This is a genomic window from Mycobacterium seoulense (assembly GCF_010731595.1).
GTDB classification, from domain to species: domain Bacteria; phylum Actinomycetota; class Actinomycetes; order Mycobacteriales; family Mycobacteriaceae; genus Mycobacterium; species Mycobacterium seoulense.
This window is the reverse complement of sequence record NZ_AP022582.1, coordinates 706,405-732,690: the sequence shown is the minus strand read 5'-3', so window position 1 is coordinate 732,690 and position 26,286 is coordinate 706,405. Positions and strand designations below refer to the sequence as shown.

Genomic DNA, 26,286 nt, shown 5'->3' with positions numbered 1-26,286 from the left:
CTTCGACTGACGCGCGCTAGATGGGCTGGGCCGAGGCCGGTTTCGCGTCGTCTGGGTGGGCGAGCCGGTACACTTCGATGAGCCTCGCCACATCGGTGGGGGTCACGATGCCGACCACCTGGCCGCCCTCGAACACCAGGGCACGACTGCGCGGACCGGCGGGCGCCATCCGCTCCAGCAGGGCGGTCAGGGGCTCCTGCGGCGTGCCGGACGGCACCTCGTGCAGCGGTTGCGCGATCTCGCCGACGGTGGTGGTGGCACGCCGCCCGGGCGCGACGTCACGCAACTGCCGCAACGTGATCAGCCCCGAAACCGACCCGCTCTGGTCCACGACCGGATACGCCGAGTGGCGATCACCGAGCACATAGCGCTGGACGAAGTCGTCGACGGTGATCCATCCGGGAGCGGTATGCGGCCGAGCCGTCATCGCGTCGGCCACGCGCACCCCGGCAAACATCTGCTGAGTCGATATCCGCGTCTCCTCCTCGCGGCTCGCCGCGAAAATGAACCAGCCGATGAAGGCCAACCAGACGCCGCCGACCAAGCCGCCCACCAAGAACTCGGCCAGCCCCAACCCGATCAGGATGAACGCGACCACCCGTCCCGCGTGCGCGGCTCCGATGCTGGCGCGCACGCTGTCGCCGTGGCGACGCCACAGGAACGCCCGCAGCACCCTGCCGCCGTCCAATGGTGCGCCCGGCAACAGATTGAACAGGCCAAGCAGCAGGTTGATGCCGGCCAACCAGGAGGCGACGCCGACCACGATGGGGGCGGCGCCCAGCGTCTGCAGCGCGGCGACGAGGCCACCGAAGAGGGCCGCCAGCGCCAGGCTGGTCGCCGGGCCGGCAATCGCGATCCGGAAGGCCGCCCGGGGCGTCTTCGCCTCGCCGCCCAGGGTCGTCACACCGCCGAACAGCCAGAGCGTCACGCTTCCCACGGCCACCCCGGCGCGGCGGGCGACGACGGCATGCGCGAGTTCGTGCGCCACCAGCGAGGCCAACAGCACCAGCGCGCCACACGCCCCGGCAGCCCAGTAGGCGACGGGCGAATATCCCCTGACGGTGCCCGGCAGCGTGCTCGCCAGGCTCCAGGTGAACAACCACAGAATGACCAGCACGCTCCAGTGGACGTTCACCGGAAAGCCGGCGATCCGCCCCAATGGGATCGCATCGCGCACCTGAACCTCCAAAGTCGTCGAGGCGAGGCGGTTGGACGGCCGCCTCTTGTCCGAAGGTAGGGCGACGCCGCGGCCGCCACTAGGGTCGTTGGACCCCCGGCGGGCCGCCGATCGGCCTGCTTTGGACACGGGCGAATTCGCACCCGCGAGACGACTGGCTTCCCGCCCGGAGTCGGGCCCTACAGATCGTGCGTACGCCCAAATGCCCTCACCCCGAACGGGATAAGGACTTCCGCCCCTACCCCTGCGCGGACCCGCGTGGTCGGATCGAAGACGTCCGCTAAAGGCAAGAAACATCCCAGGAGACGACCATGACCACCGCACTGCCCGCGACGCAGAAGCCGCACATGCTGTTCCCCGAGTTCTCGGAATTCCTCTCGGCGTTCCCGGCGTTCGCCGGAATCCGTCCGATGTTCGACACCCGGCTCATGCGGTTGGAGGACGAGACGGTTGACGGCCGTTACGAGGTGCGCGCCGAGATCCCCGGCATCGACCCGGCCAAGGACGTCGATATCACCGTCCGCGACGGCCAGCTCACCATCAAGGCCGAGCGCAGCGAGAAAAAGGAATTCGACGGTCGATCGGAATTCACCTACGGTTCATTTGTCCGCACCGTGACGCTGCCGTCCAACGCGAACGAAGACGACATCAAGGCCACGTACGACAAAGGCATTCTGACTGTCTCCGTTCCGGTTTCGGAACCCGCGCCCGAGGAGAAGCACGTAAAAGTCGCCGCCGAATAGCCGGCGCGAGCGCGGGCCCGGGCATCGGCGCCCGGGCCCGCGTGCCGACTGCGGACAAAAGACCGGTAATGACTTTGGGCCCTATCCGCAATCCGGGCGTAACGCAATAATGGCGTCGTCTGACGTAATTTTGCTGTTGCGATTTGCGGCTGAACGAAGGAGCATCACGGCTATGGGTGGTGGCCCGACGACGTTGTTGACCGACTCTGACGTGGACGCCCTGGCTTCGGAATTCCTGCAGTCGCGGTATCTCGGCCCGATTTATGCCGACTGGTCCCCCGATCGACGCCTGGACACGTTCCTGCGGCGCCGCGGCCTGTCTCGCGTCGCCGACGACGGCGATCTGACCAATACCGTGTTGGAACGCATCATGGCCCACGTGGGCCGCGCATCCCGGCTGGCGCGAGGCTGACCGCTCCGCTCGACGCGGAATGTTGACTCAGCGGCGTTCTTCCTGGCCTTCTTCGGACGGAAGATAGCGTTTCTCGACAGCTTCCACGAGTTGCCGGCGGATGCGTTCCAGATCGGCGGCGCGACGGGCCTTTAGGTCGTCCTCCCAGGCGGCCACCCGCGCCGCGAGCTCTTTATCCGCGATGGTGCCTTCCAGCCAACGGGAGAAGTCGCCGCGTTCGAGATGGTATTCGAGCGCTTGTTGGTCGAGATGACGCAACGCGACCGAGAAGTCATGCATCGTCGCGGCCGCAGCGGTGGGCAGCCCGGTGGCGTGGAAGTAGAACCGCCGCTCCGCCGGCAGGTGAATATCGGCGTATTTGTGGCGGTGCCGCACGTGCCTGGTATGGCGTTCCCCGATGGTGAACTCGCGAGGCGGTCCCGAGCCGAATCGTATGGTGGCGCGGCGCCGCGAGGCGAGGTCTGTCGCCGTGTCGGAGGACGTGAGCGCCAGCACGACGTCACTGCTGTCGGCCTCGTGGGCGGGCAATGCTGCGGGGGCGAATGAGCACAACACATAACCGCCGCGGCGTGCCCAATGAGCTTCTTCCGCGTAGCCCAGCAGATGGGCCTCGTCGTAGATCACCCAGTGCGGGAACCCGTACTGTTCGCGGTGCGCCTCAGCGGTCGACCGCAGCCGATGCACGTAGTCGGTCTTGGTCGGTTCGGCCAGTCCCGACAGATCCACCACCATGCCGGCGTTCGGACGCAGCGCGTTGACAAGCTCGGCCGGTTCCGGCGGGTGGAGGCCGCCGTCGGCGACCTGCACGTGGCCGAGTTGCTGCAGCTGCAGATGGTCGCCTTCGGGGTCGATGACGAGAACGCAATAGCCGGCCGAGATCCATCGCTCCGCCATCAGACCGACGAGGTAGCTCTTTCCGGACGCGGCCGGCCCGCCGACCAGGATGCGTGCCTGGCTGCCCGGCAACCTGGTTGGGCTTCCGTCCTCGAACGCTCCGATCTCCAGCCAGTGCCGCGGCGGGCAAAGACGTTCTGCCCCAGAAAGATACGGTCCGGCCAGTAGTCCAACCACGCCGGCTCCACCCGGCTCGTCCAAGACCACATCGGCCGATCGCCGAAGCGATCGGACCGCGTCTGACACGGCCGCACCCACCTCGGCCACCGCCAGTAATGACAAATCGTTCTCGGCGTCGCCCACGGCCACGGTGTTGTGTGGGGACAGATTGACCTTCTCCAAGAATGCGGTCAACCCGGTTCCCTTGGTGATGCCTGCCGGCAGCACCATCAGCGCGGCCCGATTTCGTATCTGCTGGTAGTCCATTCCCAGCTCACCGATCACCTCGGCGACGGCCGCCTGGTGTTTACCGTCGACAGCCACCAACACCTCGCCCCGCCGGTACGGGATTGCCCGCTTGGCGAGCGCTTCATCAAGGTCCGGACCCACCGGCGGCGCCAGCGCCTCTGTCTGTCCGTCGAACCACAGCACCGCGCCGTTCTCGAGTATCAGCGCGTCGACGTGCTCGGCCAACTGGGGGAACTCGGCGTGCAACTCGGCCCCGATGCGACCGGTGGCCACCACGATCGTCAGGCCGTCGCTTCGTGCCTGGTCGATCGCCCGCAGGACCTCTGGGTCCAGTTTGCCGCTCGACGTCAGGGTGCCGTCGAAGTCGGCTGCGACCACCTTGAAAAACGTCACAGCCCTACCCACCTGTACTCGCGGAACTGAGGCCGGAATGCGTGTGCGGGACATCCCCAGATATGTCCGATGCTCAATGTATGGTCCGCGGCGGCGACGCTCTAGGGCCGTTCGTCCCCATGGGCATTGACGAGCGGCCTCGCCGTATCACGGTGCCGCGTGTCAGCCGGCGCCCAGGGCGTCCTCGAGTTCGGTCAGACACTGCTCGGTCAGCGGTATCAGCGACTCGATATCGGGAACCACGTCGCGGCCCGCGGCGTAGCCGAATCCGACCCGGTCGGCGTAGGAGCATGTGGTGATGTTGAGTCCGTGGCCGTCGTAGACCGTGGACACCGGGTACATCTCCTCGATACGCGCACCGTTCCAATACATCTCGGCCCCCGGGCCGCGCACGTGCGAGATCGGCAGGTTGTACCCGGTCCGGATTTTCGGCGTGAACGGCAGCAGCGGGCCGATCGCCGTCGCGGCGATGCTCCCGGCGTTCGTCAACAGTGACGCCGCCGCGCCCCGTTTGGCCACCCAGTGCTTTCCCTCCGACATTGAGCGATGGATCACGCCGAGCCGGGCCAGTGGGTCGTCCAGGTCGGTGCCCAATGGGCACATCCACAGCCCGAACTTGTTGGCGTGCTGATCGTTTGGGGCGTCGTGATCGGGGTCTCGCACCGTGATGGGGCACGCGGCCACCAGCGGCCGCTTGGGCAGTTCCCCGCGGTCGCGCAACCAGCGCCGCACAACACCGGCTGCCATTGCCGTGAGCACATCGTTGACGGTCACGCCGGCCGCCCGCCGGACGGCTTGGATGCGATCGCTTGCCCAGCTGCCCGCGGCCACCGCGCGCTCGGGGCCCAGGCGGTCGTTGAACCGGGTGTAGGGCGCTCCCAGGGGCAGGGCGGTGGTGTGGCCGACCAGGGCGTCCAGCACCGTCGCGATTTCCCCGGTGGCCACCCGCCCGATCAACCCCGCACTCGATGCGGCCGCGCCGGTCACCGACCGCAGCGGCGACAGCAACCGAGTCACCAGCCCGCCCGTCGCCGGCGACCCGGGCGTCTCGTGACGGCAGTCGGCGTAGAACGGCGGCATCGACCGAAGTTCCGGGTCGTCGCTCAGCGCATCGGTGATCATCCGGAAACCGGCCACACCGTCGACCACGGTGTGGTGCACCTTGATATAGAAAGCGAAGCGGCCCCCGTCGAGGCCATCGATCAGATACGACATCCACATCGGACGCGACCGATCCAGACCCAGCGCATCCAGCTCGGAAATCAGCGGCCAGAAGCCGTCCCCGGAAACCGTGCGGCGCTGGCAATGCCGGCTCACATCAACGGGATCCATGTGTCGCCAGACCCACATCCCGCCGGTGTCCACACCGCGGTGCGGATACTTGCTCAGCCGGGGATCGATCGAATCGCTCCCGGCCAGCGTCGTCCGATGCAGTTCGTCGACGTAGTCGGGCCCGGCGTCGTCAGGCGGCGACAGGACCAGCACGGCGCCGACGTGCATCGGGTTGGACACCCACTCCGCGGTCATCATCGCCGCGTCCAGCGGATCCAGCGGATGCATCTTTCGAACCTCCGACTAAGCGGGGAGGTCGCGCTGGTCTACGGCCCCGTTCAACAGGCCCGACTGCTGCAACGCCGCCTCGACGAACCGCTGTACCGGTCGCGCGCGGAAGAAGCCGGTGTGACCGCCGCGGTACCAAACGATTTCGGGTTTGCCCCAGTGTTCCCAGAGCCGGACCACCTGTTCCCGTGGATGCACCACCTGATCGGCGAGTCCGGCGTAGATGAAGCGGCCCGGCATGGGCACGAGCGGCGCGAGCGACAGGGGCGACGTCATCCGTCCGATCGGCTCGGCGAGTTCGATCGTCTGACGGCGGGGATCGTCGGGGCCAAGCCCGGAGTGCCGACTCAGCAGGCCGACCAGGTCGGCCACCGGGACACCGAGGATCGCGCAGGTCAGCCCGGGTTCGAGGCTGGCGACCAGGGCGGTGATGTAGCCGCCCAGCGACAGGCCGTTCAACCCGATCAGCGATTCCGGCTCTTGCCGGCGTATCCAGGACAACAACCGGCGGATGTCCCACACCGCCTGCCCCGTCGCGTGCACGTCGTCGAGGACGTCCTCCCCCGGAAACACCGCGCCCCTGGGGAGATTCCTGGCCCTGGGACCATGCATCGGGAGCACGGGCATCACGACGTTCAAGCCGAGATCCTCGTGTAACCGCCAGGCCCGGAACAGGGCGAGATCCAAAGCGGCTCTGCCCATTTCGGTTCCGTGCACGCACACCAGCCAGGGCCGTGGTTGGGGGTGGCGGAGCAACAGGGCGTACTCGCGGTTGTTCGCGCTGTAGCTCATCCACCGGTCCCCGCCCGGTTCACCCGGCCGCGGCAGGTATCCGCTCTCGAAGACCATGCGGTAGAAGGAACGCCTGCCCTTCTTGACCCCTCGGATCGTGACGTCCGTGAGCGGCGGCGGGGCACCGAAAAATCTCTTCGGGTGGTCGAGCCAACCGCGATCGCCGTAGAACTCGAGCCCCGCGACCACCTCGCTCGTGATGCGCTCGAACTCCTCGGGCCGGCTGACCGGTCGTCGCGCCTTGAGGCCCATCAGGACGACTTCGTCGCGGAACGCCTGCGCCGCCAGGGCGAGGGTGGGTCGCGCGATCGGAAGCTCGTCAGGCGCCTGGCTGAGATAGTCGCGCCACGACTCGGCGAGGTATCGACCGGTGCTGGTGAACGGTTTGACGGCGCCGCCCAGGCCGACGCCCCCCGGCGAGCTCAATGGCAAAGGGGCGTGGCGCCGGGAATCGCCGTCGTGGGTCGGTACCGCCATGGTGGCAAGCTAGCAGGCGGGCAAATCCGCGTGTTAGGGCCTAACGGCCCGGCCGCGCCCGCGAAAGTCCTTGGCCGGCAAGCCGGGGGCGTGGCCCCAGGCGCTGGCAGTTCGGTGCGCCGCCCTAGTCGAGTGCATGGATCACCTGGCGGGCCACCTGCCGGATCTGCTGATACATGCCGCGACGGAGGGGCAGATCACGAAAGCGTGGGATCACCCCCGTGGTGGTCACCACGCCCGGTTCCTCGTGCGCCCAGCACGCGTCCACCTTGTCGCCCAACGCGCGCGCGGGCGGGTTGTCTGCCAGCACGCGGGCGTGGAACCGCTTGATGCCGTCGACGCGCGCCGCGACCGCCAGCGCACAGAGCAGCATCGTGCCGATCCCGCGGCCCTGGTAGCCGTCCGCCACGGTGAGCGCAACCTCCGCCGAGGCGGGATCGTCTTGATCCCGGATGAATCGGGCATCCGCGACGACCGGCCCCGCCACGCCGTCGGTGACGACCCAGACGAAGTGGTCGACATAGTCGACCTCGAACAGGTAGGTCAGCCGGGCATCGGTCGGAGTGCCGCCCTGGTACCGCCGGTACAGCGTCTCCCGGGAGAAGGAACCACTGCTCTTGAACCGCTCAGCGTCGCCCGGCAGGACGGGACGCAGCGACAGCACGGCACCGTCTTTCGTCGATACCGGGATGGGGACGATGTAGGCGGCCAGCCGCTGCCGCGCGGTACGCAGCATCCGGTCGGCGATGGCCGGCATGGCCAGCATGGCGTCGAAGGCGGCGCTGTATCCGGTGTAGCCCGACACCTCACTCCGCGCGGTCACGGTCGCGTTTCTGGTCGCATGGCGCAGCAACGCGATCTCGCCGACGATCGTCGCGCACGACAGCTCGGTGGTGGTGACCTGTCCCTTCGGGCCGACGTGCCCGACCATGACCGAACCGGACGCGATGATCGCGAATGACTGCGCTGGTTCCCCCTGCCGCATCAGCACCTCGCCGGCGGCGGCGTGCAGGGGCTCGAGCAGGGCGGCCAACCCCGCGAGGTCGTCGGCCGGGATGTCGGCGAACACGGGCACCGCCGCGAGCTCCTCCGCACTGACAGACATCACACCGGCCCACCCGTCACTCTCAGACACCGACCCGAGTCACGCCCCGATTGCGAATCCATTGCTAATGCGGTCATCTCGCCGGTTTCGGAATCCGGGGGCATTGAAACGAGTAACGTGACGATGCACCCTCCCCGATGTACGGTACGCGACCGGCACCGGCATCGCCGGAGAAGTAAGTAGGTGACCGCAGTGACAAAAGACCCTGCCGGACTGGGACTTCGGCAGGTCGGAAGTGACCAAAGCCTTTCGGTAATCGTGCTCTTGGCCTCTACGGCCGGACCTTCGGGAATGGTCGGATGGATCGTTAAGGCTAATGGGGAGGGAACATGAATACAGCGAAGTGGCGGCAGCATTGGCCTCAGCGTAAGCCCACGGCCGCGATCTATCAGCTGACCGATCGCCTACACGAGGGACATGTCGCCCGCGTGCCCGCCAATCAGATTCCCGCCACCGTATCCGCTTGGCTGGCCGAGCTCGGTGCCCACAGCCCGTTGGTTGACGACCTCGAACGCGCCGTCCGAGGCGGGGACTGGCCCGCGGCGCACGCCCTCGGCGAGTGTTTGTCCATCGAGATAGCCCTGGCCGACTGACGGCCGGCGAGCCGGCAGGCAAGGCGCCGGGACGTTTGTCGATCTTGACGTGACTTTCGTCTCTATCGCCGGGTCACCGCGCTCCGCAGGATCGAACGTTATACCGGTGCACTACGGCATCGGTATCCGTTCGGCAGCAATGGATTCGAATCATGAAAGCATCACTCGCCTCGATGGAGAGGCCCGATTTCCGCAAGATCGAGAACCGCGCGCCCTCGGTCGCGCAGATGTTCGTCAACCGGGTCGCCGCCACCCCGCAGGCGGAGGCGTTTCGCTACCCACAAGACCACACCTGGGCGAGCGTGACCTGGCAGCAAGTCGGCGAACGCGTCAACAACCTCGCCGCGGGCCTGATCTCGCTGGGGATCGCGCATGAGGATCGGGTCGCGCTCGCGTCCGCGACGCGTTACGAGTGGGTGCTCGTCGATTTCGCGATCATGTGCGCGGGCGCCGCGACCACCACGGTGTACCCGACGACCAACGCGACCGACGTCGCCTACATCGTCGCCAACTCGGGCAGCCGGGTGGTGGTCGCCGAAAACCAGACTCAGCTGGACAAGCTGCTCGAGCACAGGGCCGAACTGCCCGATGTGAGCAAGGTCGTCATGATCGACGGCAACGGCGACGGCGACTGGGTGATCTCCCTTGCCGATCTGGACCTGCTGGGCAAGCAACTGCTCGCGGACTCGCCCGACGCCGTCAACGAGCGCATCGCCGCCGTCGGCCCCGACCAGCTGGCCAGCCTCATCTACACCTCGGGGACCACCGGGCGTCCCAAAGGTGTGCGGTTGACGCACGGGGCGTGGACCTACACCGCGGCGGCCATCGATTCGCTGGGCATCCTCGGCCCCGACGACCTGAACTTCCTCTGGCTGCCGCTGGCGCACGCGTTCGGCAAGGTGATGCTCGCGTTGCCCCTGCAGATCGGCTTCCCCACCGCCATCGACGGCCGCGTGGAGAGGATCATCGACAACCTCGCGGCGCTGCGGCCGACCATCATGGGAGCGGCACCGCGCATCTTCGAGAAGGCGCACGCGCGCATCCAGGACATGGTCGCCGAGCAGGGCCGGGTCAAAAAAATGATCTTCGATTGGGCAATCGGGGTCGGTTTGAAGGTGTCGCAGGCCCGGCAGGCCGGCAAGAAGCCCTCGTTGGTGTCGTCACTGTCCTACAAGGTCGCCGACCGCCTGGTGTTCACCACGATCCGGGAGCGGTTCGGCGGACGCCTGCGGTTCTTCGTCTCCGCGGCCGCGGCCCTCGACCGCGACGTCGCGCAATGGTTCGACGCGGTCGGCATCATCGTGCTCGAGGGCTACGGGCTGACCGAGACGGCCGCCGCGTCGTTCATCAACCGCCCCCACGCGTACCGGTTCGGGACGGTCGGCCGGCCGTTCCCCGCCACCGATGTGAAGATCGCCGACGACGGCGAGATCCTGCTCAGGGGGCCGGGTCTGATGACCGCCTACCACGACCTGCCGGACGCCACCGCCGAGGCACTCGACGGGGACGGGTGGTTCCACACGGGCGACATCGGACAAATCGACCCCGACGGGTTCCTGCGGATCACCGACCGCAAGAAGGACATGTTCAAGACCTCGCAAGGCAAATACGTGGCGCCCTCAGCGATCGACGCGCGGTTCAAGGGCCGTTGCCCGTACGTGAGCGAGATCGTCGTCTATGGGGAGGGCAAGCCCTACTGTGTCGCCCTGGTCAGCCTCGACACCGAGGCGATCACCGACTGGGCCGACAAGAACGGTCTGGCGGGCAAGTCGTTCGCCGAGATCGCGCGTGACGTCAAGACACACGAGCTGATCGCCGGATACATCGACGCCCTGAACGACGAACTGAACCGCTGGGAACAGATCAAGAAGTTCACCATCGCCGACCGCGAATTCAGCATCGAGTCGGGCGATCTGACGCCCAGCATGAAGCTGCGCCGCAAAGTGGTGATCGAAAAATTCGCCGACAGTCTCGACGCCCTGTACGGGTGAGAGGAAGCGTCTTTCGTTCCGCCGCAGCTTCATTCGCCGGACCCCGGCGGTGAAAAGCTAAGGCTGGACCGACAGGACGGTGACGGTTCCCGACCAGTAGTCGCCGACGTAGAGCCGGTCGCCGTCGGCGCTCACCGCCAGCGCTTCGGGATGACCGTCGACGTCGATGGTGTCGGTCACGCATTGGGCGATGGTGTCGACGATCGACACACTGCCTGCCCCGAAGTGGCTCACGTAGGCGTATTTGCCGCTCGGACTGATCCGCACGCAGCGCGGCAGGTCCCCGACCGGGATTCGCTCCGCTTCGCCGGCGACGGTGTCGATCACCGACAACGAACCGCTGCTTATCACATACGCCTGTAAGCCGTCTGGCGTGATTTGCGCCTCAATCGGACTGTCGCCCAAGCGGATTAACGTGACGTCAAAGGACGACAGGTCGATCGCCGAGACGCAGGAATGGTCGTAATGGGTCGCGTACACCATCGATCCGCCGACGGTGATGGTGTCGGGCGCGCCGATCAGGCCGACGGTACGGATCACCACATCTGTTGCGGTGTCGATGACGGCGAGCGAACCGGCGTCGTACTGGTGGTGGTAATCGCTGCGCCGGCACAGCCCCACGTACAAGCGTCGGCGTTGCGAGTCTGCCGCGAAGCCGGTGACGGAGCGGCCGTCGAACCCGGCCACGGCGACGCCGGCGGCGGTCCCCTCACCGAGCACCCACACTCGCCCACGATTCGTGGCATTGCCCGCTGCGTAGATCAGTGCCCCGTCCGGGGTGTCGACCTGCTGGACGCAGCACGCGCCGGGAATGACCCCAACGCGGTGGTCGGATATGTCGATCACCGAGACCGAGTCGCCGTGGTTGACGGTGTACAGCCGGCTTCCGTCGGCGCCGATGGTCAGAGCCCTCGGATGCCCGCCGGCCGGGATCACGCACAGGACCTCGTGATGGCTCCCGATGAACGCGACCGAGTCACTCAGCGCCGCGTAGGCAACCGAATTGCCCGGGTTGGCAGTGAGGTCGTGCAGCCGGTCGTCGAGTGTCACCCGTGCGATGACGGATCCCCCGGTTCGTCGTTCCACCCGTCCCATCGTTGGCATGCCGGCGGCGACGAAGTAGGGAAGAAAGTCCTCTAAACGACCGCTTCGGTCCGGGACGGGGCCGTCGACCCCCCGCCCCCGCGAGGCCGGGACCTTAGACCCGCAGCCGAGGGCCAACGACTCTCGTCGCGTCACCGTCGCGATTCATACGGTTGGGCGAACGGCAAACGACGACGCAACCAGTGGAGGGACGGCATGCACTCAGATCGCCTCAAGGGGCTGGCGAAGGCGCAAGGCCCCTTCGCCTCGGTGTACTTCGACGACTCACACGACACTTTGGACGCCGCCGAGCAGCTCGAAGTGAAATGGGGCGACATCCGCAGGCAACTCGAGGATATGGGCGCCGGCGCGAAGCTCCTGGGCACGCTCGAGCAGGCCGTGCTGCACCATCGGCCCGCCGTCGGTCGGCGGGGCCGCGCCGTGATCGCGACGAGCGATCAAGTGCTGGTCAACGAGCACCTGGTCGCCCCACCGCCGGCCACGGCGGTGCGCCTTTCGGATTACCCGTATGTCGTGCCGTTGATCGGCATGCAGGTGCAGCACCCGACGTACGTGTTCGCCGCGGTCGATCACGCCGGGGCGGACATCAGCCTCCATCAGGGGGGCGCCGTCACCGCGAAGACCGTGGACGGCGGCGGCTACCCCGTGCATAAGCCGGTCTCGGCCGGTTGGAACGGGTATGGCGACCTCCAGCACACCACCGAGGAGGCGATCCGGATGAACTGCCGCGCGGTCGCAGACGAGCTCACCCGGCTGGTGGACGAGGCGAACCCCGAGGTGGTGTTCCTGTGCGGGCAGGTGCGTTCGCTCGCGGATGTGACGGCCGAGCTTCCGGAGCGGGTGGCCGCACGGGTCGCGCAGCTGCACGCCGCCGCCCGCAAGACCGGTATCGACCCGAACGAGATCGGCGAACTGACCGCCGCGGAGTTCGAACGCCGTCGAAGCGCCGAAATAACCAGTGCCGTCGAGCGATTCGAAGCGGAGCAGGGCCGCGGTTCCGGGCTGGCAGCCGGCGGCCTGGCCGCCGTGTGTGCGGCGCTGCGCGACGGGAACGTCGACACGCTGATCGTCGGCGACCTGGGCGACGCCACCGTGGTTACCGGAAAGGAGCTGACCACGATCGCTCCCGATGCCGATGCCCTGTCCGAGCTGGGCGAACCGGTGGAACGGGTGACCCGGGCCGACGAGGCGTTGCCGTTCTGCGCGATCGCGGTCGGCGCCTCCTTGGTGCGGGCCGACAACCGGATCGCGCCCGAGGCCGGGGCCGGCGCGTTGCTGCGGTATGTCGCGACCGACAGGCTCGCCGGTCGCCGATCCTAGGGAGCTCACCATGAGGCGATTCATCGACCGCACCGACGCGGGACGCCAATTGGCTTCGCGTGTAGGGCATTTGCGCGGCCAAGATGTGGTCGTGCTCGGCCTGCCGCGCGGCGGAGTTCCGGTGGCCTTCGAGGTCGCCAAGGCGCTGCGGGCGCCCCTCGATGTGCTGATGGTCCGCAAGCTGGGAGTGCCTTACCACCGCGAACTCGCCTTCGGCGCCGTCGGAGATGGCGGGGTGCGGGTGTACAGCGACACCGTGGTTCGCGAGGCGCGGCTGACCCACCAGGAGATGGCTGCGGTCGAGGCCCAGGAGCTGGCCGAGCTGCGACGGCGGTCGGAGCGCTTCCGCGGTGCCCGCCAACCGATTCCGCTGCTCGGCCGGATCGCGCTGATCGTCGACGACGGTATCGCGACCGGCGCCACCGCGAAGGCCGCCTGCCAGGTAGCGCGCGCCGAGGGGGCCAGCAGGGTGGTGTTGGCCGTTCCCATCGCGGCAGCCGAGACCGCCCAGCAGTTCGCGCAATACGCCGACGAGGTGGTCTGCCTGGAAACGCCGGCGCCGTATCTCGCCGTCGGCCAGGGATACCGCCACTTCGCTCAGACCTCGGATGACGAGGTGGTTGCCTTGCTCGAGAGCGCCCGAAACGATTTCGGAGTTCCCGCCGCCGACACCGACGATCCCCCGCTGCGCGACGAGGAAATCTGGGTGCCGGCCGGCTCTGTTTCGGTGGCCGGGCACCTGACCATTCCCGAGCACCCGAAGGGCGTCGTGGTATTCGCACACGGCAGCGGCAGCAGCAGGCACAGTCCGCGCAATCGCTTCGTCGCCGAGGTGCTCAACAACGCCGGCTTCGCCACGGTGCTCTTCGACCTCCTCACCCCCGAGGAAGAACGCAACCGCGCCAACGTATTCGACATCGCGCTGCTCGCCGGTCGCCTGGTCGACGTGACGGGCTGGCTGGCCGGCCAGCCCGACACCGCCGCGCTGCCGGTCGGTTACTTCGGTGCCAGCACCGGAGCGGGCGCGGCGCTGGCCGCGGCCGCCCATCCCGGGGTCAAGGTCGCGGCGGTCGTCTCGCGCGGCGGCCGGCCCGATCTGGCCGGCGACGCACTGCGCTACGTGCACGCCCCGACATTGTTGATCGTGGGCGGCCGCGACGAGATGGTGCTGGCGCTCAACCGGCAGGCCCAGGCGGCGATCCCGGTCGAGTGTGAGGTCGCCGTGGTGCCGGGCGCCACCCACCTCTTCGAGGAAACGGGCACCCTCGCGCAAGTGGCTGTGCTCGCGCGCGAGTGGTTCATCGACCACCTCGCGCACCTCGAGCGCTGAATCCGTTCACACGCGCGAAGATTGGGGCGGCGGTCCCGGACGGGGGGATGCCGGGACCGCCGCGGATTCAGTTGGCCTATCGGTGTTCAGCTTGCCGGTGCGATCAGCCCGTAGTGTCCGTCGTAGCGGTGATAGAGCACGCTGCCACGGTCACGGGCGGTGTCTACGAAGAACAGGAATGGCAGCCCGAGCAAGCCGATCCGCTCGATGGCCTGCTCGACGTCCAGCCGCGGTGCCGGCTGGGCACTGATCGTCAGGCGCAACCCGGACGGCGCCAGCTCGTCCGTGCCAGCCGGATTGACTTGCGCCAGGCGGTATCCGGCCGGACCTTCGCGATAGAGCACGCTGTCCTGCCGCGTGCCCTGCTCGGTGAAGAGGTGGAAGTCGTAGTCGAGCTGTTCCATCTCCTGCGCGGCCTGCTCCACCGTGCAGGTCGGCAGGCTGTACGACTTGTGCCGCATGATTCGGCGTTCGCTTTCCGGCCGCGGGAAGTACTTCGGCCGGTGCGTCGGCTCGGTTTCGTGCCGCCATTCATGCGGACCGCGGCGGGGCACGCCGCCTCGTTTGGCTTCCCAGTGTTCGGCGGCGCGCTCCAGTTGGCGACGCAGTCGCGCCTCGAGTCGGTCGATCGCCTCCCGCGCGGTGACGCCTTCGACCTGCGCACGCACCGGGCGGCCGTTGACGTCGAGGCTGGCCTGTGCGACCACCCGGCGAGCCACCGCCGGGTCGCCGTGCTCGCTCAACCTGACGTGGGCGTGCAGCACCGGCTCGTGGGTGAGGTGTCCGAGCTCACCGATCTTCGTCCGTGCGTAATCCTCGGCGCCGGGCAATTGACCGTGTGTCGTTATCTGGACATCGAGGGCGGCCGGTAAATCGGGGCGTTGTCTCATGGTCACTTTCGTATTTCGTCGCCGTCGCTCAGTGATGCAGACCCGTAATGGGTTCGTGCGTACTGGCTTGGATATCGGTGGAGGTCGCAGCGAACAGCTGGTTCGCCAGGTCCGACAGCGCGCGGGCGATCGCCAGCTCGTCGCCGATCGTGGCGACGGGCGGGTCGGCCGGGTCGAGTCGCGCCAGGCCAACGCCCACGAGGGTCTTGCCCGCCCAGGACAGTCGCGCCTTCGCCCGGGTCTTCTCGTCGCGCTCTTCGACCAGCACGTCGACGTGGCATTGTTTGGTGCCGTCGTCGCTCTTCGTCATCGCCAGATCTCCTCGTGTTGCCGGTCGTTTCGCCGGCGCTCTTGATGCGACCATTTCGCACATGGGCCGGAGTAGGGGCGGAAGTCCCGAATCGCGAGGTCGTTCGTCGGCCGCACCTCGGGGCCGGGCGCACCGCTGAAGAACGGGCAGCAAACGTGCGGATGGCTACGAAGAATGCGCCGACTTAATCGACATTATTGCTGGGCTTAATCAACAGTTTCGGTCGCGTATATCGGCGTGCCCAACAGTAGCGGGCGTGTCCGACCTCCCGACACAGACCAAGTACCTGCATGCCTCGCGGGGCCGTCGGTCGTCGCCTCATTCGGGCGACGACCGCGAACAGGCGATTCTCGCCACGGCCGAGCGCCTGCTGCAGGAGCGGCCGCTCGCCGACTTTTCCGTGGACGACCTAGCAAAGGGCGCCGGGATTTCGCGTCCCACCTTCTACTTCTATTTCCGATCCAAGAACGCGGTGTTGCTGTCGCTGCTCGACCAGATGAACGGCAAGGCGCATGCGGCTCTCAGGACGCTCGGGGGCATCTCGTCCGGCGACCCCGCGGAGCTGTGGCGGGCGCGCATCGAGGCGTTCTTCGAGGTGTCGGGCTCTCATCCGGCGGTCGCCGTGGCCGGCGCCTCGGCGAAGGCGACCAACCCCGAGGTGCGGCAGTTGTGGTCCACGCTCATGCAGCGGTGGATCTCGCTGACCACGGCGGCCATCAAGGCCGAACGCGGCCGCGGCGCCGCCCCCGACACCATCCCTGCGGAGCAGCTGTCGGTCGCGCTCAACATGCTCAGCGAGCGGGTGATGGCCGCGACGTTCACCGCCGACGACGAGGCGATGCCGGAGGACCGGGCGATCGACACGTTGCTGCACATCTGGCTGGCCAGCATTTATCAGCGCTGAGCGAGCGCCCGCCGGGCGCGATCCACGCTCGCGTCGATCAGTCGGTCGACCGCACCGAGGTAGGTCGGCGACGGTGGCTGCCCCGCCAGCTCGGCGATCGCTTCCTGTTCGCCCAGAACGTCCGCCGCGTCGAGGTTCACCGACATTCGCTCGGCGTGCACCGCCAAGCCCGCGAGCAGCTCGCCGCATTGGGATCCGGCGACGACGGCGCGCCGTGCCAGCGTGCGCAACGTGTCCCATTCGGCGTGCCAGGCCCCGTCGGGCCGCTCGTCATTGGCCAGCGCCGCGGCCGTGTGCAGGGTCGCCGCCAGCTGCGGCGCGGACAGGGCGGCCCGGCGAATGAGGATGGACAACACCGGGTTTCGTTTGTGTGGCATCGACGACGAACCCCCGCGATGCTCGCCGCCCGGTTCGCTCAGTTCGCCGATCTCCGGGCGGCCCAGGGTGAGGACGTCGGAGGCGATCCGGCCCCAGGAGTCGGTGCAGCCGACAAACGCGTCGGCGGCCGCGGTGACCGGCATCCGCGCCGTGTGCCAGGGCGATCGGGGCGCCAAGCCCAAAGACGTTGCAGTGCTGTACGTTAGGCTAGCCGCGGTCGCGGCGGGGTCGGCGCCGCCGGTGAGCAGCGCCGCCAACTCCGTGCTGGCGGCCAATGTCCCGGCGGCCCCCCCGATCTGGATGGGGCAGACCACCGCAGCCAACCCCTCGAAGGCATCGACGACGCCGTTCAGCCAGCCGGCCACCTTCGCCCCGAACGTGGTGGGCGCCGCGTGCTGGGTCAGGGTGCGCGCCACCATCGGCGTCACCCGGTGCAGGGTGGCGAGCTCGCTCAGCGTCGATGCCTGGCCCCGAAGCTGTGCGGTCAGCTCCCCCACGACCTCCCGCACGCCCAGCATCAGGCCGGTGTCCAGGACGTCCTGGCTGGTGAGACCGCGATGGATCCACGGCGCAACAGCCGGCGCGGCCCGCTGCCGCAGCAGGCCGACGAGGCCGATGACCGGGTTGCCGCCGTCCTCGGCGGCGGCCGCCAGGGCTTCGCAGTCGTTGGCGGTCAACAGCATTGGCAGGTCCGCCCCGGCGCACTCGGGTGGGGCCAGGCCCCCGGCGACGAGGGCATCCAGCCAGGCGGACTCCACCGCGACCATCGATTCCAGCAGGGCCCGATCCGTCATGTGGTCTCGGGCCCGATGGTCTCCGGGCCACAACAGGTTGGTCATCGCCCACCGCCCCGGTACGCCAGGAACACGGTCTCGCGCGGACCCTGCAGGTGGATGTCGAAACGATAATCCCGGCAATCGCTTTGGGTGACGCACAGCAGGGTGGCGCGGCGCTCGGCGTCCAGGCTCGCCAGCAGCGGGTCGGCGCCCGTGTCGCCGCCGGGCAGGTAGGCGCGGGTGAACAGCCGGTCCAGCAGGCCCCGCGCGAACACGGTGAGGGCGAAGAACGGCGGCCGCCCGGCGCTCGCCGCACCGGGCGCCACGGTGGTGAAGCCGTAATGACCCGCGGCGTCGGTCGCACACCGCCCCCACCCCGTGAACGTTGTGGCATCTCGGCGCAGCGAACCGGCCTGCCGCGGGACGCGGCCGGCGCCGTCGGGTTGCCACAGCTCGACCAGGCCGTCCGGTACGCCTTCGCCGGCGCCGTCGTAGACCGTGCCGTGCAGGCGCACGGCGCGCGGATCGTCATCGCCGGCCAGCGCGCTGTCCCCTGGATACGGCAACCCGAGGTCGAGGAATGGCCCGACCGTTTGCCCTGGGGTGCACATACATTCAGTCATCGTCGTCCTCGAGCGGAGTTCGGGCGGCACCGGACAGCACGATGTCCCACCGATACCCGGTCGCGTACTGCGGCTCGGTGAGGTCGTGGTCGTAGCGGGCGATCAGCCGTCGGCGCGCGGCGGGGTCCAGGACCGACTGAAAGATCGGGTCCAAATCGAACAACGGGTCGCCCGGGAAGTACATCTGAGTGACCAGGCGCTCGGGGAAAGCCGCCCCGAAGACGGAGAAGTGGATGTGCGCAGGGCGCCACGCGTTGTGGTGATTGCGCCACGGATACGGGCCGGGCTTGATGGTCACGAACCGGTACGAGCCGTCCGGCCCGGTCAGGCACCGGCCCGCGCCGGTGAAGTTGGGGTCGAGCGGGGCGGGGTGCTGGTCGCGCTGGTGGCGGTAGCGGCCGCCGGCGTTGGCTTGCCAGACCTCGAGGAGCTGGCCGGCCACGGGCCTGCCCGATCCGTCGACCACCCGGCCGGCGACGATGACACGTTCCCCCAGCGGCTGGCCCGGATGGCCGGCCGTCAGGTCGGCGTCGAGCGGGTCGACCTCGTGGTGGCCGAAGCACGGCGCCCAGCGTTCGACCTCCTCGGGATCGACCGGCACCAGCGCGTGTTCGGGATGGCGCAGGATGGTGGCGCGGTAGGGCGGGTAGTCCAGCCGGGGCCGGGCTTCGCGCCCCCGGTATCGGGCTGCGATGGCGGCGATCTCGGCCGTGATGTCACCCTGAGACGCGACACGGTCGGGGCTCATGAGCCGTGACGCTACTCTCGCCGGCCGGGCGGACCCGGCAGGTCGGCGCGCTTACAGGGAGCGCACCAGTGCCGCCCGCCCCTTGGTGCGCATCTTGTACAGGGCCGACCCGCGGTATTGCTCCATTTTCGCGGCCATCTTGTTGCCGAGCTCCTCGAGCTCCGCCTCGGTGATCTTCACCTCGGGGGGAGCCGGAATCAGGTCGCGCTCCTCTTCGTCGGCGTGGGCCTCCAGCACCGTCTTGAAGGAGTTCCATTCGTCCTCGTAACCCGGCGCGCTCTGCGGGGTCTTGAGCAGCACGGAGAGCTGGTCGATCACCTGGCGGTGCTCCGCGTGGGCGACCGCGATCAGCTTGGTGGCGTCCTTGAGGGCCGGGTAGTAGAGGTCGTCCTCGATGCGGAAGTGGATGTCGAGTTCGATCAGCATGTCGTCGAAAAGGGCATGCCGCTCTTCGCTGTTCACCGGCGCCTCGCTGACCTTGCGGCCCAGCCCCTTGATCACGATGTGATGTTCTTTCAGCACGTCGTAGGCGTTCACTTGCCTCCCCCTTCTCCGATCGCCGTCGCGCCGAGCGCGGGCTCGGGCTCGCCTCGAACCTCGACCATTCCGTTGACCAATCTCGCCTGGTAGCAGGGCAGCGGGGCCGCCGCCGGGCCGCGCAGCACGTCACCCGACTCGGCCGCGAACCATGAACCGTGCCAAGGGCATACGAGCCGGCCCCGGTCGACCCAGCCGTCGGCCATGGGAGCCGCCAGGTGTGGGCACAACTCCCCGAACGCCGCGACCTCCCCGGGATTGGTCTGGCACACCACCAGGCCCACCCCGTCGACCTCGACCCGCACCGGCTTGCCGTTCAGCGAGCTCGCGGGCAGCACGGGCGTCCATTGGGTGGTGCGCAGCCGCGCGCCCGACTGGTCGATGCCGATGCCGGACTCGAACACCAGCGCGCCGCCGAGGTAGCTGCCCGCGACGGTGATGCCGTAACCCAGTGCGGTGAGGACGATCCCGCGGCCGTGGCGGCCCCGGCGGCGGTCCCACCACGACTGCGCGTAGAGGGCCGTGGCGGCCAGGTTCACCAGGCCGTGGACGGCGCCGACCCGGCGGTCGGATTCATGGGTGTGCTGCCAATCGGTGACGCCGGTGACGGCCGACCCGATGCTGGCCAGGATCCCCACCCCGAGGGCGCGGGCCGCGAACTTCGACGCGTCGCGCACCTCGGTGGCGGGCCGGCCCGGCAGCAGGCTGAGGACGTCGAGCGCGACGGTGGTACCCAGCGCGCCGCTCGTCAGCGACGCCAGCGGGGGGTGAACCGGGTGGCCGAGCCACCCACCGTGCAGGGCGTTGGTGACGGTGTTGCGCGCACCGCCCAGGCCGTTGAACGCGAAGCTCAACAGATGTTCGAACCGGTAGCTCGGCCGATCCAGCCACTCCTGACGCCCGAGAGCGGACACCACGCGCGATCCGAGCTTTTGCAATCGACCATCCGGTGACCGAGCAGCCATTGACCAGTCCTTCCTCAGCTGCGTTGCCAGAGTATGACAACGCACGCAAAATCGAGCGTTTTACGCCTGGAATTTCCGCGCCCTCACATGCGCAGCGGAGCTGACGTGACCACCGTAGCCCGGCCTCCTCGCCGCGTGGCTGCCAGCAACCTGTGAGTTTCCACAAAGCCTTCTGGTGAAAATCTGGCCGCGGCCCCGGGCCCGGTGCGTCGGGCGCGAACGGCCGATTGACCGATGGAGGGTGGATGCGGGATTCTTCTAAGCGGAAGGTATCTCTGCACAACAGACAGTCGACCGCGGGAGGGGGCACCGTGACAGTCCATCGCGAGGCCTGCGACGGCCGGCTGGACCGGACCGTCGCCAACGTCCGCGAGGGCATGATCCCCGCCCACATCTACAACGACCGGGAGCTGTTCGCGCTGGAGAAGGAGCGGCTGTTCGGCCGGGCGTGGACGTTCGTGGGTCACCGGTCCGAGATTCCCCAGGACGGTGACTACGTGGTGCGCCGCGTTCTCGACGACTCCTTCATCATCAGCAACGCGGGCGGCGAGATCCGCGCGATGTTCAATATGTGCCTGCACCGCGGCATGCAGGTGTGTCGCGCGGAGATGGGAAACGCCTCCAACTTCCGCTGCCCGTACCACGGCTGGACCTACCGCAACGACGGCCGGCTCACCGGTCTGCCCTTCCACCGGGAGGCCTACGGCGGCGACGACGGGTTCGCCAAGGACGCCCAAAGCCTGCTGCCCGCACCGAAGTTCGCGAGCTACAACGGTCTGCTGTTCATCAGCATGGACGCCGGTGCCGAACCGCTGGAAGACTTCCTCGGCGACTTCAAGTTCTATCTGGACTTCTACACCAAGCAGAGCACCGGCGGCGTGGAAGTGCGGGGGCCGCAGCGCTGGCGCATCAAGGCCAACTGGAAGATCGGCGCCGAAAACTTCGCCGGCGACATGTACCACACGCCGCACACCCATGCGTCGATCGTGGACATCGGCCTGTTTCGCGAGCCGAAAGCGCAGAAGCGCAAGGACGGCGCCACCTATTGGGCGCACCGGGGTGGCGGTACCACCTACAAACTTCCGCCGGGCGGTTTCGACGAGCGGATGCGCTACGTCGGCTACCCCGACGAGATGATCGGCCGGATCAAAGACGTGTGGACGCCCCGACAGCAGCGCATGGTCGGCGAGGACGGTTTCATGATTTCGGCCGCCACCTGCTTTCCGAACCTGAGCTTCGTGCACAACTGGCCCAAGGTCCAGTCCGATCGGGACGATCGGGAAACGGCAACCCTGCCGTTCATCTCGATCCGGCTGTGGCAGCCGATCAGCGAGAACGAAACCGAGGTGTGCTCGTGGTTCGCGGTGGACTCCGAGGCCCCTCCGCAGTACAAACAGGATTCGTACAAGGCGTATCTGATGTGCTTCGGTTCGACCGGCATGTTCGAGCAAGACGACGTGGAGAACTGGGTGTCGCTGACCACCACCGCCGGCGGTTCCATGGCCCGGCGGCTGCTGCTGAACAGCCGGATGGGCCTGCGCTCCGACGGCAGCCCGGTCGTCGAGCCGCTGACCGCCGAGGCGTTCCACGGGCCGGGCCGCGCGCAGGTCGGTTACAACGAGCACAACCAGCGCGCGCTGCTGAACCTGTGGGCGGACTACCTCTCATGAGAAAAGGCCCGGGATCACTGCCGTTCAACGACGATCGCCATCTGCAAGCGCACCGGTTCCTGGTCGACGAGGCGTACCTGCTGGACGCCCAGCACTACGAAGCGTGGCTGGACACGCTGACCGAGGACATCCGCTACGTCATGCCGGTCCGGGTCACCACCGCCCGGGGGGCCGGGTTCGACGCGTCGCCCGCGAGGGGCCCGGGAATGGCCCACTTCGACGAGGACAAGTACTCGTTGAGCCAGCGGGTCGCTCGCTTCGCCACCGAGCACGCATGGACCGAGGACCCGCCGTCGCGGCTGCGCCACTTCATCACCAACGTGCGCACTTTCGCCTGCGACGACGACGCGCACCTGTTGGTTGAATCGGCCGAGCTGCTCTTCCGCAGCCGCGGCGACGTCAACGAGAGCGCGCTGGTGTCCTGCGGCCGCGAGGACCTGCTGCGCTGGTGTGACGATCGATGGAAGCTGGCTCGCCGCAGGATCTTTGTCGACGAGTCCGTCTTGCGGATGCAAAATCTGGCGGTGTTCCTGTGAACGAACCAATCGTGGTGGCAAACGAATTCGCCGAAGTCCAGGTGCGGCGGGTGGACACGCGCAACGGGTCGCGACTGCTGATCAGCGCACCCAAAACCGGGCGGTCGATCAGCCTGGACGCGCTGGAGTTGGAGGCACTGACGTGGCAGAACGCCCGCACGCTGGCGACCATGGTCGGCAATTCGCACGCGCCGCTGCTCCCCGATGAAACCGAGGAGGGCGATGACCGGCTGGCTTGAGGGCAAGCGCGCGCTGGTCGTCGGCGCCGGCTCGGGAATCGGCCGGGCCGTGGTGGACGTGTTTCGCGCCGAAGGCGCGAAAGTCGCTGCGCTGGAACGGGATCAGGAGAAGTGCGAGACCCTGCGCCGGCAGTTGCCCGATGTTCCCGTCGTGGCGGGCGACGCGACCACCCGCGAAGCCAATGAACGAGCGGTCGGCGCCGCGATCGATGCCCACGGCGGGCTGGACACGCTGGTCAACTGCGTCGGAATCTTCGACTTCTACCGGGGCATCGGCGACATCGACGCCAGTGACCTTCCCGGCGCTTTCGACGAGATGTTTCGCACCAACGTGCTGAGTCACCTGCAGTCCGTCAAGGCGGCGCTGCCCGGGCTGCGCGCCGGGACGGCACCCTCGATCATCCTGACCGAGTCCGCGTCGTCGTTCTATCCCGGACGTGGCGGCGCGCTGTACGTGTCGTCGAAATTCGCCGTCCGCGGCCTGGTGGCCGCCCTGGCCCACGAGCTGGCGCCGCAGATCCGGGTCAACGGGGTGGCGCCGGGCGGCACGTTGGGCACCGACCTGCGCGGGCTTGCCAGCCTGGGGCTCGGGGGCGTCCGCCTGGACGACACCCCCGGCCGGGCGCAGGAGGTGGCCGCGCGCACGCCGCTGAACGTCGCGCTCACCGCGGAAGACCACGCCTGGAGTTTCGTGTTCCTGGCCTCCGACCGGGCCCGCGGCATCACCGGCGAAACCGTCCGTCCCGACGGGGGATTCGGGCTGGGCGCTCCGCGATGACATCGCTCGACGAGCAACGCGCGCTGGTGGCGCAAGGCTGCCGGGTGGCCGCGGCCCGCGGCCTGGTCGACGGCATCCTCGGTCACCTGAGTCTGCGGGTCGACGACGAGCACCTGCTCGTCCGCTGCCGCAGCGACACCGACACCGGGGTCGCCTTCACCCGCCCCGGCGACATCCGGCTCCTCACCCTCGACGGCCGCGCGGGCGCCGGCGGCGAACTCGACGGGTACCGCGTGCCGAACGAACTGCCCATCCACGTCGAGACCCTGCTGGCCAATCCGCGGCATCGGGCCGTCGCGCACCTGCACCCGCCCGCCGTCGTCGCCGCCGACCTGGCCGGCATCGCGATCCGGCCCATCTACGGCGCCTACGACATTCCCGGCGCATGGCTCGCCCGGGGGGGCGTGCCCGTCTACGAGCGGGCCGTGCTCATTCGCACCCCGGCGCTGGGTAAGGAGATGGTGGCGGCCATGCGCGGACGGCCGGTGGTGATCTGCCGCGGGCACGGGATCACCAGCGCGGGCGCCACCGTGCAGCAGGCGGTGCTGCAGGCGATCAGCCTCGACGCCCTGGCCCGAATGTCGTTGCGGGTGAAAGGCGCCGGCGGCACCCTACGGGACATCGACGACACCGACTGGGACGACCTGCCCGACCTGGGGCCGTCGTTCACCGCCGAGGCCGCCTGGCGCCACGAAGTGGCGCGGCTGCCGGCCGACTGAGCGCGCGTCGCACGCACTTCGTCGATGCTTGCCCCGCCGATCTTCCCGACCGCCATGAGGCACCACATTTATGCTGACCACGATGGCGAAAAACAGCCTTGATCCCACCACGCCGTTATGGCGTGCAGCGCAGGTGTTCCGGCTGCTGAGCTGCGTCTACGCCACCGGGTTCCAAATAGCCATCAACCCGGACCTGCGGCGGCCCGCGCTGGGCTGGGTGCTGTTCGCGGTGCTCATCGGCTGGAGCGCGGCGTGCGCGGTGGCTTACCTGCGCGGGTTCGGTCGCAAACCAGCATGGGTGCTGGCCGAGATCGTGATCGTCGTGCTGCTCATGTCGTCGAACACCATCGTCACCACCCCACAATGGGCGGCCGAAAATCAGACCTGGCCGACAACGCTGTGGGCCAGCAACCCCACGATCTCGGCGGCGATCCAGTTCGGCCCGGCCGGCGGCATGTCCACGGGCCTGGTGGTGATGGCCACCAATTTCGCGGTCAAGAACTATCTCGCCCTCAACCTGGGGCATAACGCCACCGTCATCATCGAGCTGGCGATCGGCATGGCGATCGGGATGGCCGCCCAAACCGCGCGGCGCGCCCACGACGAGCTCCAGCAAGCGGCGCGATTGACGGCCGCGGCGCAAGAACGGGAACGCCTGTCCCGCCAGGTCCATGACGGAGCCATCCAGGTGCTGGCGCTGGTGGCCAAGAAGGGCCACGAAATCGGCGGCGCCACAGCCGAACTGGCTGACCTGGCCAGCGAGCAGGAACGCGCGCTGCGGCGCTGGCTGGCCAGCACCGACGCCGACCACGACACCGACGGCGCGACCATCGACCTGCGCACACTGTTGCGCTGCCGGGAATCCGACCGAGTGTCGCTGAGCCTGCCCGCAACACCTGTGCCCTTGGGCCGCCGGGTGGGCGCCGAGCTCGACGCGGCGGTGGGCAACGCCCTCGACAACGTGGACGCCCACGCCGGCCCCGATGCACGCGCGTTCGTGCTGGTCGAAGACCTCGGCGATTCCGTTGTGGTCAGCATCCGCGACGACGGTGTGGGAATCGCCGCCGGCCGGCTCCAGGAAGCGGCGAGCCAGGGGCGCCTGGGCATCTCTCAATCGATCGTGGGGCGGCTGGCGTCGCTGGGCGGCAGCGCCCACCTGCGCAGCGAACCCGGAGAAGGCGCCGAGTGGGAGTTGTGCGTGCCACGCGGAAAGGCTCGCCATGGCGGATGAGACCGCCACGACGGTGATGGTCGTCGACGACCATCCCATCTGGCGTGACGCGGTCGCGCGCGACCTGGCCGACGACGGGTTCACCGTGGTCGCCACCGCCGACAGCGTTGCCGCCGCGCGCCGGCGGGCGGCCGTGGTCAAGCCCGACGTGGTGGTGATGGATATGCAGCTGCCCGACGGCGACGGCGCACAGGCGACCGCGGGGGTGCTCGCGGTCTCCCCCTCGTCCCGGGTGCTGGTGCTCTCGGCCTCCGACGAGCGAGACGACGTGTTGGAAGCCGTCAAGGCCGGCGCGATCGGGTACCTGGTCAAGAGCGCATCCAGATCGGAACTGGCGCAAGCCGTGACGGCGACCGCCGACGGCCGCGCCGTGTTCACCCCGAGTCTGGCCGGGCTGGTGTTGGGTGAATACCGGCGCATGGCGCAGAGCAAGGACGACGGTCCCGCTCGGCCCCGCCTCACCGAACGCGAAACAGAGGTGCTGCGCCATGTGGCAAAAGGCTTGTCCGCCAAGCAGATCGCCCAGAAGCTGTCGCTGAGCCACCGCACCGTCGAAAATCACGTGCAGGCAACCTTTCGCAAACTCCAGGTCGCCAACCGGGTGGAGTTGGCGCGGTATGCCATCGAGCACGGCCTCGATGACGAACCATGACCCGCAGAGCAGCCGCCTGACTGCGCCGCGG

The 26,286-nt window shown here is 68.4% G+C and carries 27 protein-coding genes; 14 read left to right on the top strand and 13 right to left on the bottom strand.

The window, feature by feature from the left end; all coding sequences use genetic code 11:
• Nucleotides 1–16: 16 nt before the first annotated feature.
• Nucleotides 17–1,177 (bottom strand): site-2 protease family protein, encoded by a 1,161-nt coding sequence (locus G6N37_RS03690; RefSeq protein ID WP_163676061.1) that lies wholly within the window; start codon nt 1,175–1,177, stop codon nt 17–19.
• 311 nt (nt 1,178–1,488) lie between these two features.
• Here G6N37_RS03690 and G6N37_RS03685 point away from each other — a divergent pair, with 311 nt between their 5' ends.
• A complete protein-coding gene (locus G6N37_RS03685; protein ID WP_163676047.1) occupies nt 1,489–1,920 on the top strand; it encodes an Hsp20/alpha crystallin family protein in 432 nt (143 codons plus the stop codon).
• A gap of 196 nt (nt 1,921–2,116) precedes the next feature.
• Entirely contained in the window at nt 2,117–2,332 is a 216-nt protein-coding gene (locus G6N37_RS03680; protein ID WP_174813904.1) for a hypothetical protein, read from the top strand.
• Nucleotides 2,333–2,359: 27 nt separating this feature from the next.
• On the opposite strand, the gene G6N37_RS03675 is transcribed toward G6N37_RS03680, so the two are convergent.
• From G6N37_RS03675 to G6N37_RS03660, 4 genes are all read right to left on the bottom strand, one after another.
• Nucleotides 2,360–4,081, bottom strand: coding sequence for an HAD hydrolase family protein (locus G6N37_RS03675; protein ID WP_232075263.1), 1,722 nt, complete (start codon nt 4,079–4,081; stop codon nt 2,360–2,362).
• Nucleotides 4,082–4,189: 108 nt separating this feature from the next.
• Nucleotides 4,190–5,587 (bottom strand): wax ester/triacylglycerol synthase family O-acyltransferase, encoded by a 1,398-nt coding sequence (locus G6N37_RS03670; RefSeq protein ID WP_163676039.1) that lies wholly within the window; start codon nt 5,585–5,587, stop codon nt 4,190–4,192.
• Nucleotides 5,588–5,602: 15 nt separating this feature from the next.
• Complete coding sequence (locus G6N37_RS03665) at nt 5,603–6,856, bottom strand: alpha/beta hydrolase family protein (RefSeq protein WP_232075262.1); 1,254 nt, start codon at nt 6,854–6,856, stop codon at nt 5,603–5,605.
• Between the two features lie 124 nt (nt 6,857–6,980).
• Nucleotides 6,981–7,961 (bottom strand): GNAT family N-acetyltransferase, encoded by a 981-nt coding sequence (locus G6N37_RS03660; protein ID WP_167527358.1) that lies wholly within the window; start codon nt 7,959–7,961, stop codon nt 6,981–6,983.
• A gap of 329 nt (nt 7,962–8,290) precedes the next feature.
• Between G6N37_RS03660 and G6N37_RS03655 the strand changes: the two genes are divergently transcribed.
• Nucleotides 8,291–8,554 (top strand): hypothetical protein, encoded by a 264-nt coding sequence (locus G6N37_RS03655; RefSeq protein WP_083173250.1) that lies wholly within the window; start codon nt 8,291–8,293, stop codon nt 8,552–8,554.
• A 152-nt stretch (nt 8,555–8,706) separates the two neighbouring features.
• Entirely contained in the window at nt 8,707–10,545 is a 1,839-nt protein-coding gene (locus G6N37_RS03650; RefSeq protein WP_163676033.1) for an AMP-dependent synthetase/ligase, read from the top strand.
• A 57-nt stretch (nt 10,546–10,602) separates the two neighbouring features.
• On the opposite strand, the gene G6N37_RS03645 is transcribed toward G6N37_RS03650, so the two are convergent.
• The gene (locus G6N37_RS03645; protein WP_163676029.1) at nt 10,603–11,631 is read right to left on the bottom strand and encodes a YncE family protein; all 1,029 of its coding nucleotides are present in this window, start codon (nt 11,629–11,631) and stop codon (nt 10,603–10,605) included.
• A gap of 213 nt (nt 11,632–11,844) precedes the next feature.
• Here G6N37_RS03645 and G6N37_RS03640 point away from each other — a divergent pair, with 213 nt between their 5' ends.
• Nucleotides 11,845–12,969: an Rv2629 family ribosome hibernation factor gene (locus G6N37_RS03640; RefSeq protein ID WP_163676026.1), complete on the top strand. Its 1,125-nt coding sequence runs from the start codon at nt 11,845–11,847 to the stop codon at nt 12,967–12,969.
• A 10-nt stretch (nt 12,970–12,979) separates the two neighbouring features.
• Nucleotides 12,980–14,299: a phosphoribosyltransferase gene (locus G6N37_RS03635; protein ID WP_163676023.1), complete on the top strand. Its 1,320-nt coding sequence runs from the start codon at nt 12,980–12,982 to the stop codon at nt 14,297–14,299.
• Between the two features lie 86 nt (nt 14,300–14,385).
• Here G6N37_RS03635 and G6N37_RS03630 read toward each other — a convergent pair whose 3' ends face one another.
• Nucleotides 14,386–15,189: a ribosome hibernation promotion factor gene (locus tag G6N37_RS03630; protein ID WP_163676020.1), complete on the bottom strand. Its 804-nt coding sequence runs from the start codon at nt 15,187–15,189 to the stop codon at nt 14,386–14,388.
• A 28-nt stretch (nt 15,190–15,217) separates the two neighbouring features.
• A complete protein-coding gene (locus G6N37_RS03625; RefSeq protein WP_163676018.1) occupies nt 15,218–15,499 on the bottom strand; it encodes a DUF1876 domain-containing protein in 282 nt (93 codons plus the stop codon).
• Between the two features lie 256 nt (nt 15,500–15,755).
• Here G6N37_RS03625 and G6N37_RS03620 point away from each other — a divergent pair, with 256 nt between their 5' ends.
• A complete protein-coding gene (locus G6N37_RS03620) occupies nt 15,756–16,403 on the top strand; it encodes a TetR/AcrR family transcriptional regulator (protein WP_163676016.1) in 648 nt (215 codons plus the stop codon).
• On the opposite strand, the gene G6N37_RS03615 is transcribed toward G6N37_RS03620, so the two are convergent.
• From G6N37_RS03615 to G6N37_RS03595, 5 genes are read right to left on the bottom strand one after another with little or no spacing between them, the layout of a single operon-like run.
• Nucleotides 16,394–17,620, bottom strand: coding sequence for a lyase family protein (locus tag G6N37_RS03615; RefSeq protein ID WP_163676011.1), 1,227 nt, complete (start codon nt 17,618–17,620; stop codon nt 16,394–16,396). The two genes, G6N37_RS03620 and G6N37_RS03615, sit on opposite strands and share 10 nt — an antisense overlap.
• Complete coding sequence (pcaG, locus tag G6N37_RS03610) at nt 17,617–18,180, bottom strand: protocatechuate 3,4-dioxygenase subunit alpha (protein WP_163676008.1); 564 nt, start codon at nt 18,178–18,180, stop codon at nt 17,617–17,619. Before pcaG ends, G6N37_RS03615 begins: the two co-directional genes overlap by 4 nt.
• A complete protein-coding gene (gene pcaH, locus G6N37_RS03605; protein WP_163676006.1) occupies nt 18,173–18,928 on the bottom strand; it encodes a protocatechuate 3,4-dioxygenase subunit beta in 756 nt (251 codons plus the stop codon). The genes pcaG and pcaH overlap by 8 nt, the downstream gene beginning before the upstream one ends.
• Nucleotides 18,929–18,979: 51 nt before the next feature.
• Nucleotides 18,980–19,465 (bottom strand): hemerythrin domain-containing protein, encoded by a 486-nt coding sequence (locus G6N37_RS03600; RefSeq protein WP_163676003.1) that lies wholly within the window; start codon nt 19,463–19,465, stop codon nt 18,980–18,982.
• Nucleotides 19,462–20,430, bottom strand: a complete 969-nt coding sequence (locus G6N37_RS03595) for a Rieske 2Fe-2S domain-containing protein (protein WP_163676000.1) — start codon at nt 20,428–20,430, stop codon at nt 19,462–19,464. Before G6N37_RS03595 ends, G6N37_RS03600 begins: the two co-directional genes overlap by 4 nt.
• 377 nt (nt 20,431–20,807) lie before the next feature.
• Between G6N37_RS03595 and G6N37_RS03590 the strand changes: the two genes are divergently transcribed.
• The 7 genes from G6N37_RS03590 to G6N37_RS03560 all read left to right on the top strand — a co-directional run bounded on the left by G6N37_RS03590 (nt 20,808) and on the right by G6N37_RS03560 (nt 26,255).
• Nucleotides 20,808–22,100 (top strand): aromatic ring-hydroxylating dioxygenase subunit alpha, encoded by a 1,293-nt coding sequence (locus tag G6N37_RS03590; RefSeq protein ID WP_163684561.1) that lies wholly within the window; start codon nt 20,808–20,810, stop codon nt 22,098–22,100.
• Nucleotides 22,097–22,636, top strand: coding sequence for a 3-phenylpropionate/cinnamic acid dioxygenase subunit beta (locus G6N37_RS03585; protein ID WP_163675997.1), 540 nt, complete (start codon nt 22,097–22,099; stop codon nt 22,634–22,636). Before G6N37_RS03590 ends, G6N37_RS03585 begins: the two co-directional genes overlap by 4 nt.
• Nucleotides 22,633–22,875 carry a dihydrodiol dehydrogenase gene (locus G6N37_RS03580; RefSeq protein ID WP_163675994.1) on the top strand — a complete coding sequence of 81 codons (243 nt, stop codon included), beginning with the start codon at nt 22,633–22,635 and terminating at the stop codon, nt 22,873–22,875. Before G6N37_RS03585 ends, G6N37_RS03580 begins: the two co-directional genes overlap by 4 nt.
• Complete coding sequence (hcaB, locus tag G6N37_RS03575; RefSeq protein WP_163675991.1) at nt 22,859–23,653, top strand: 3-(cis-5,6-dihydroxycyclohexa-1,3-dien-1-yl)propanoate dehydrogenase; 795 nt, start codon at nt 22,859–22,861, stop codon at nt 23,651–23,653. The genes G6N37_RS03580 and hcaB overlap by 17 nt, the downstream gene beginning before the upstream one ends.
• Nucleotides 23,650–24,372, top strand: a complete 723-nt coding sequence (locus G6N37_RS03570) for a class II aldolase/adducin family protein (protein ID WP_163675988.1) — start codon at nt 23,650–23,652, stop codon at nt 24,370–24,372. Before hcaB ends, G6N37_RS03570 begins: the two co-directional genes overlap by 4 nt.
• A gap of 70 nt (nt 24,373–24,442) precedes the next feature.
• Entirely contained in the window at nt 24,443–25,603 is a 1,161-nt protein-coding gene (macS, locus tag G6N37_RS03565; RefSeq protein ID WP_163675985.1) for a MacS family sensor histidine kinase, read from the top strand.
• The gene (locus G6N37_RS03560) at nt 25,593–26,255 is read left to right on the top strand and encodes a response regulator (protein WP_163675980.1); all 663 of its coding nucleotides are present in this window, start codon (nt 25,593–25,595) and stop codon (nt 26,253–26,255) included. The genes macS and G6N37_RS03560 overlap by 11 nt, the downstream gene beginning before the upstream one ends.
• The last annotated feature ends 31 nt before the right edge of the window (nt 26,256–26,286 follow it).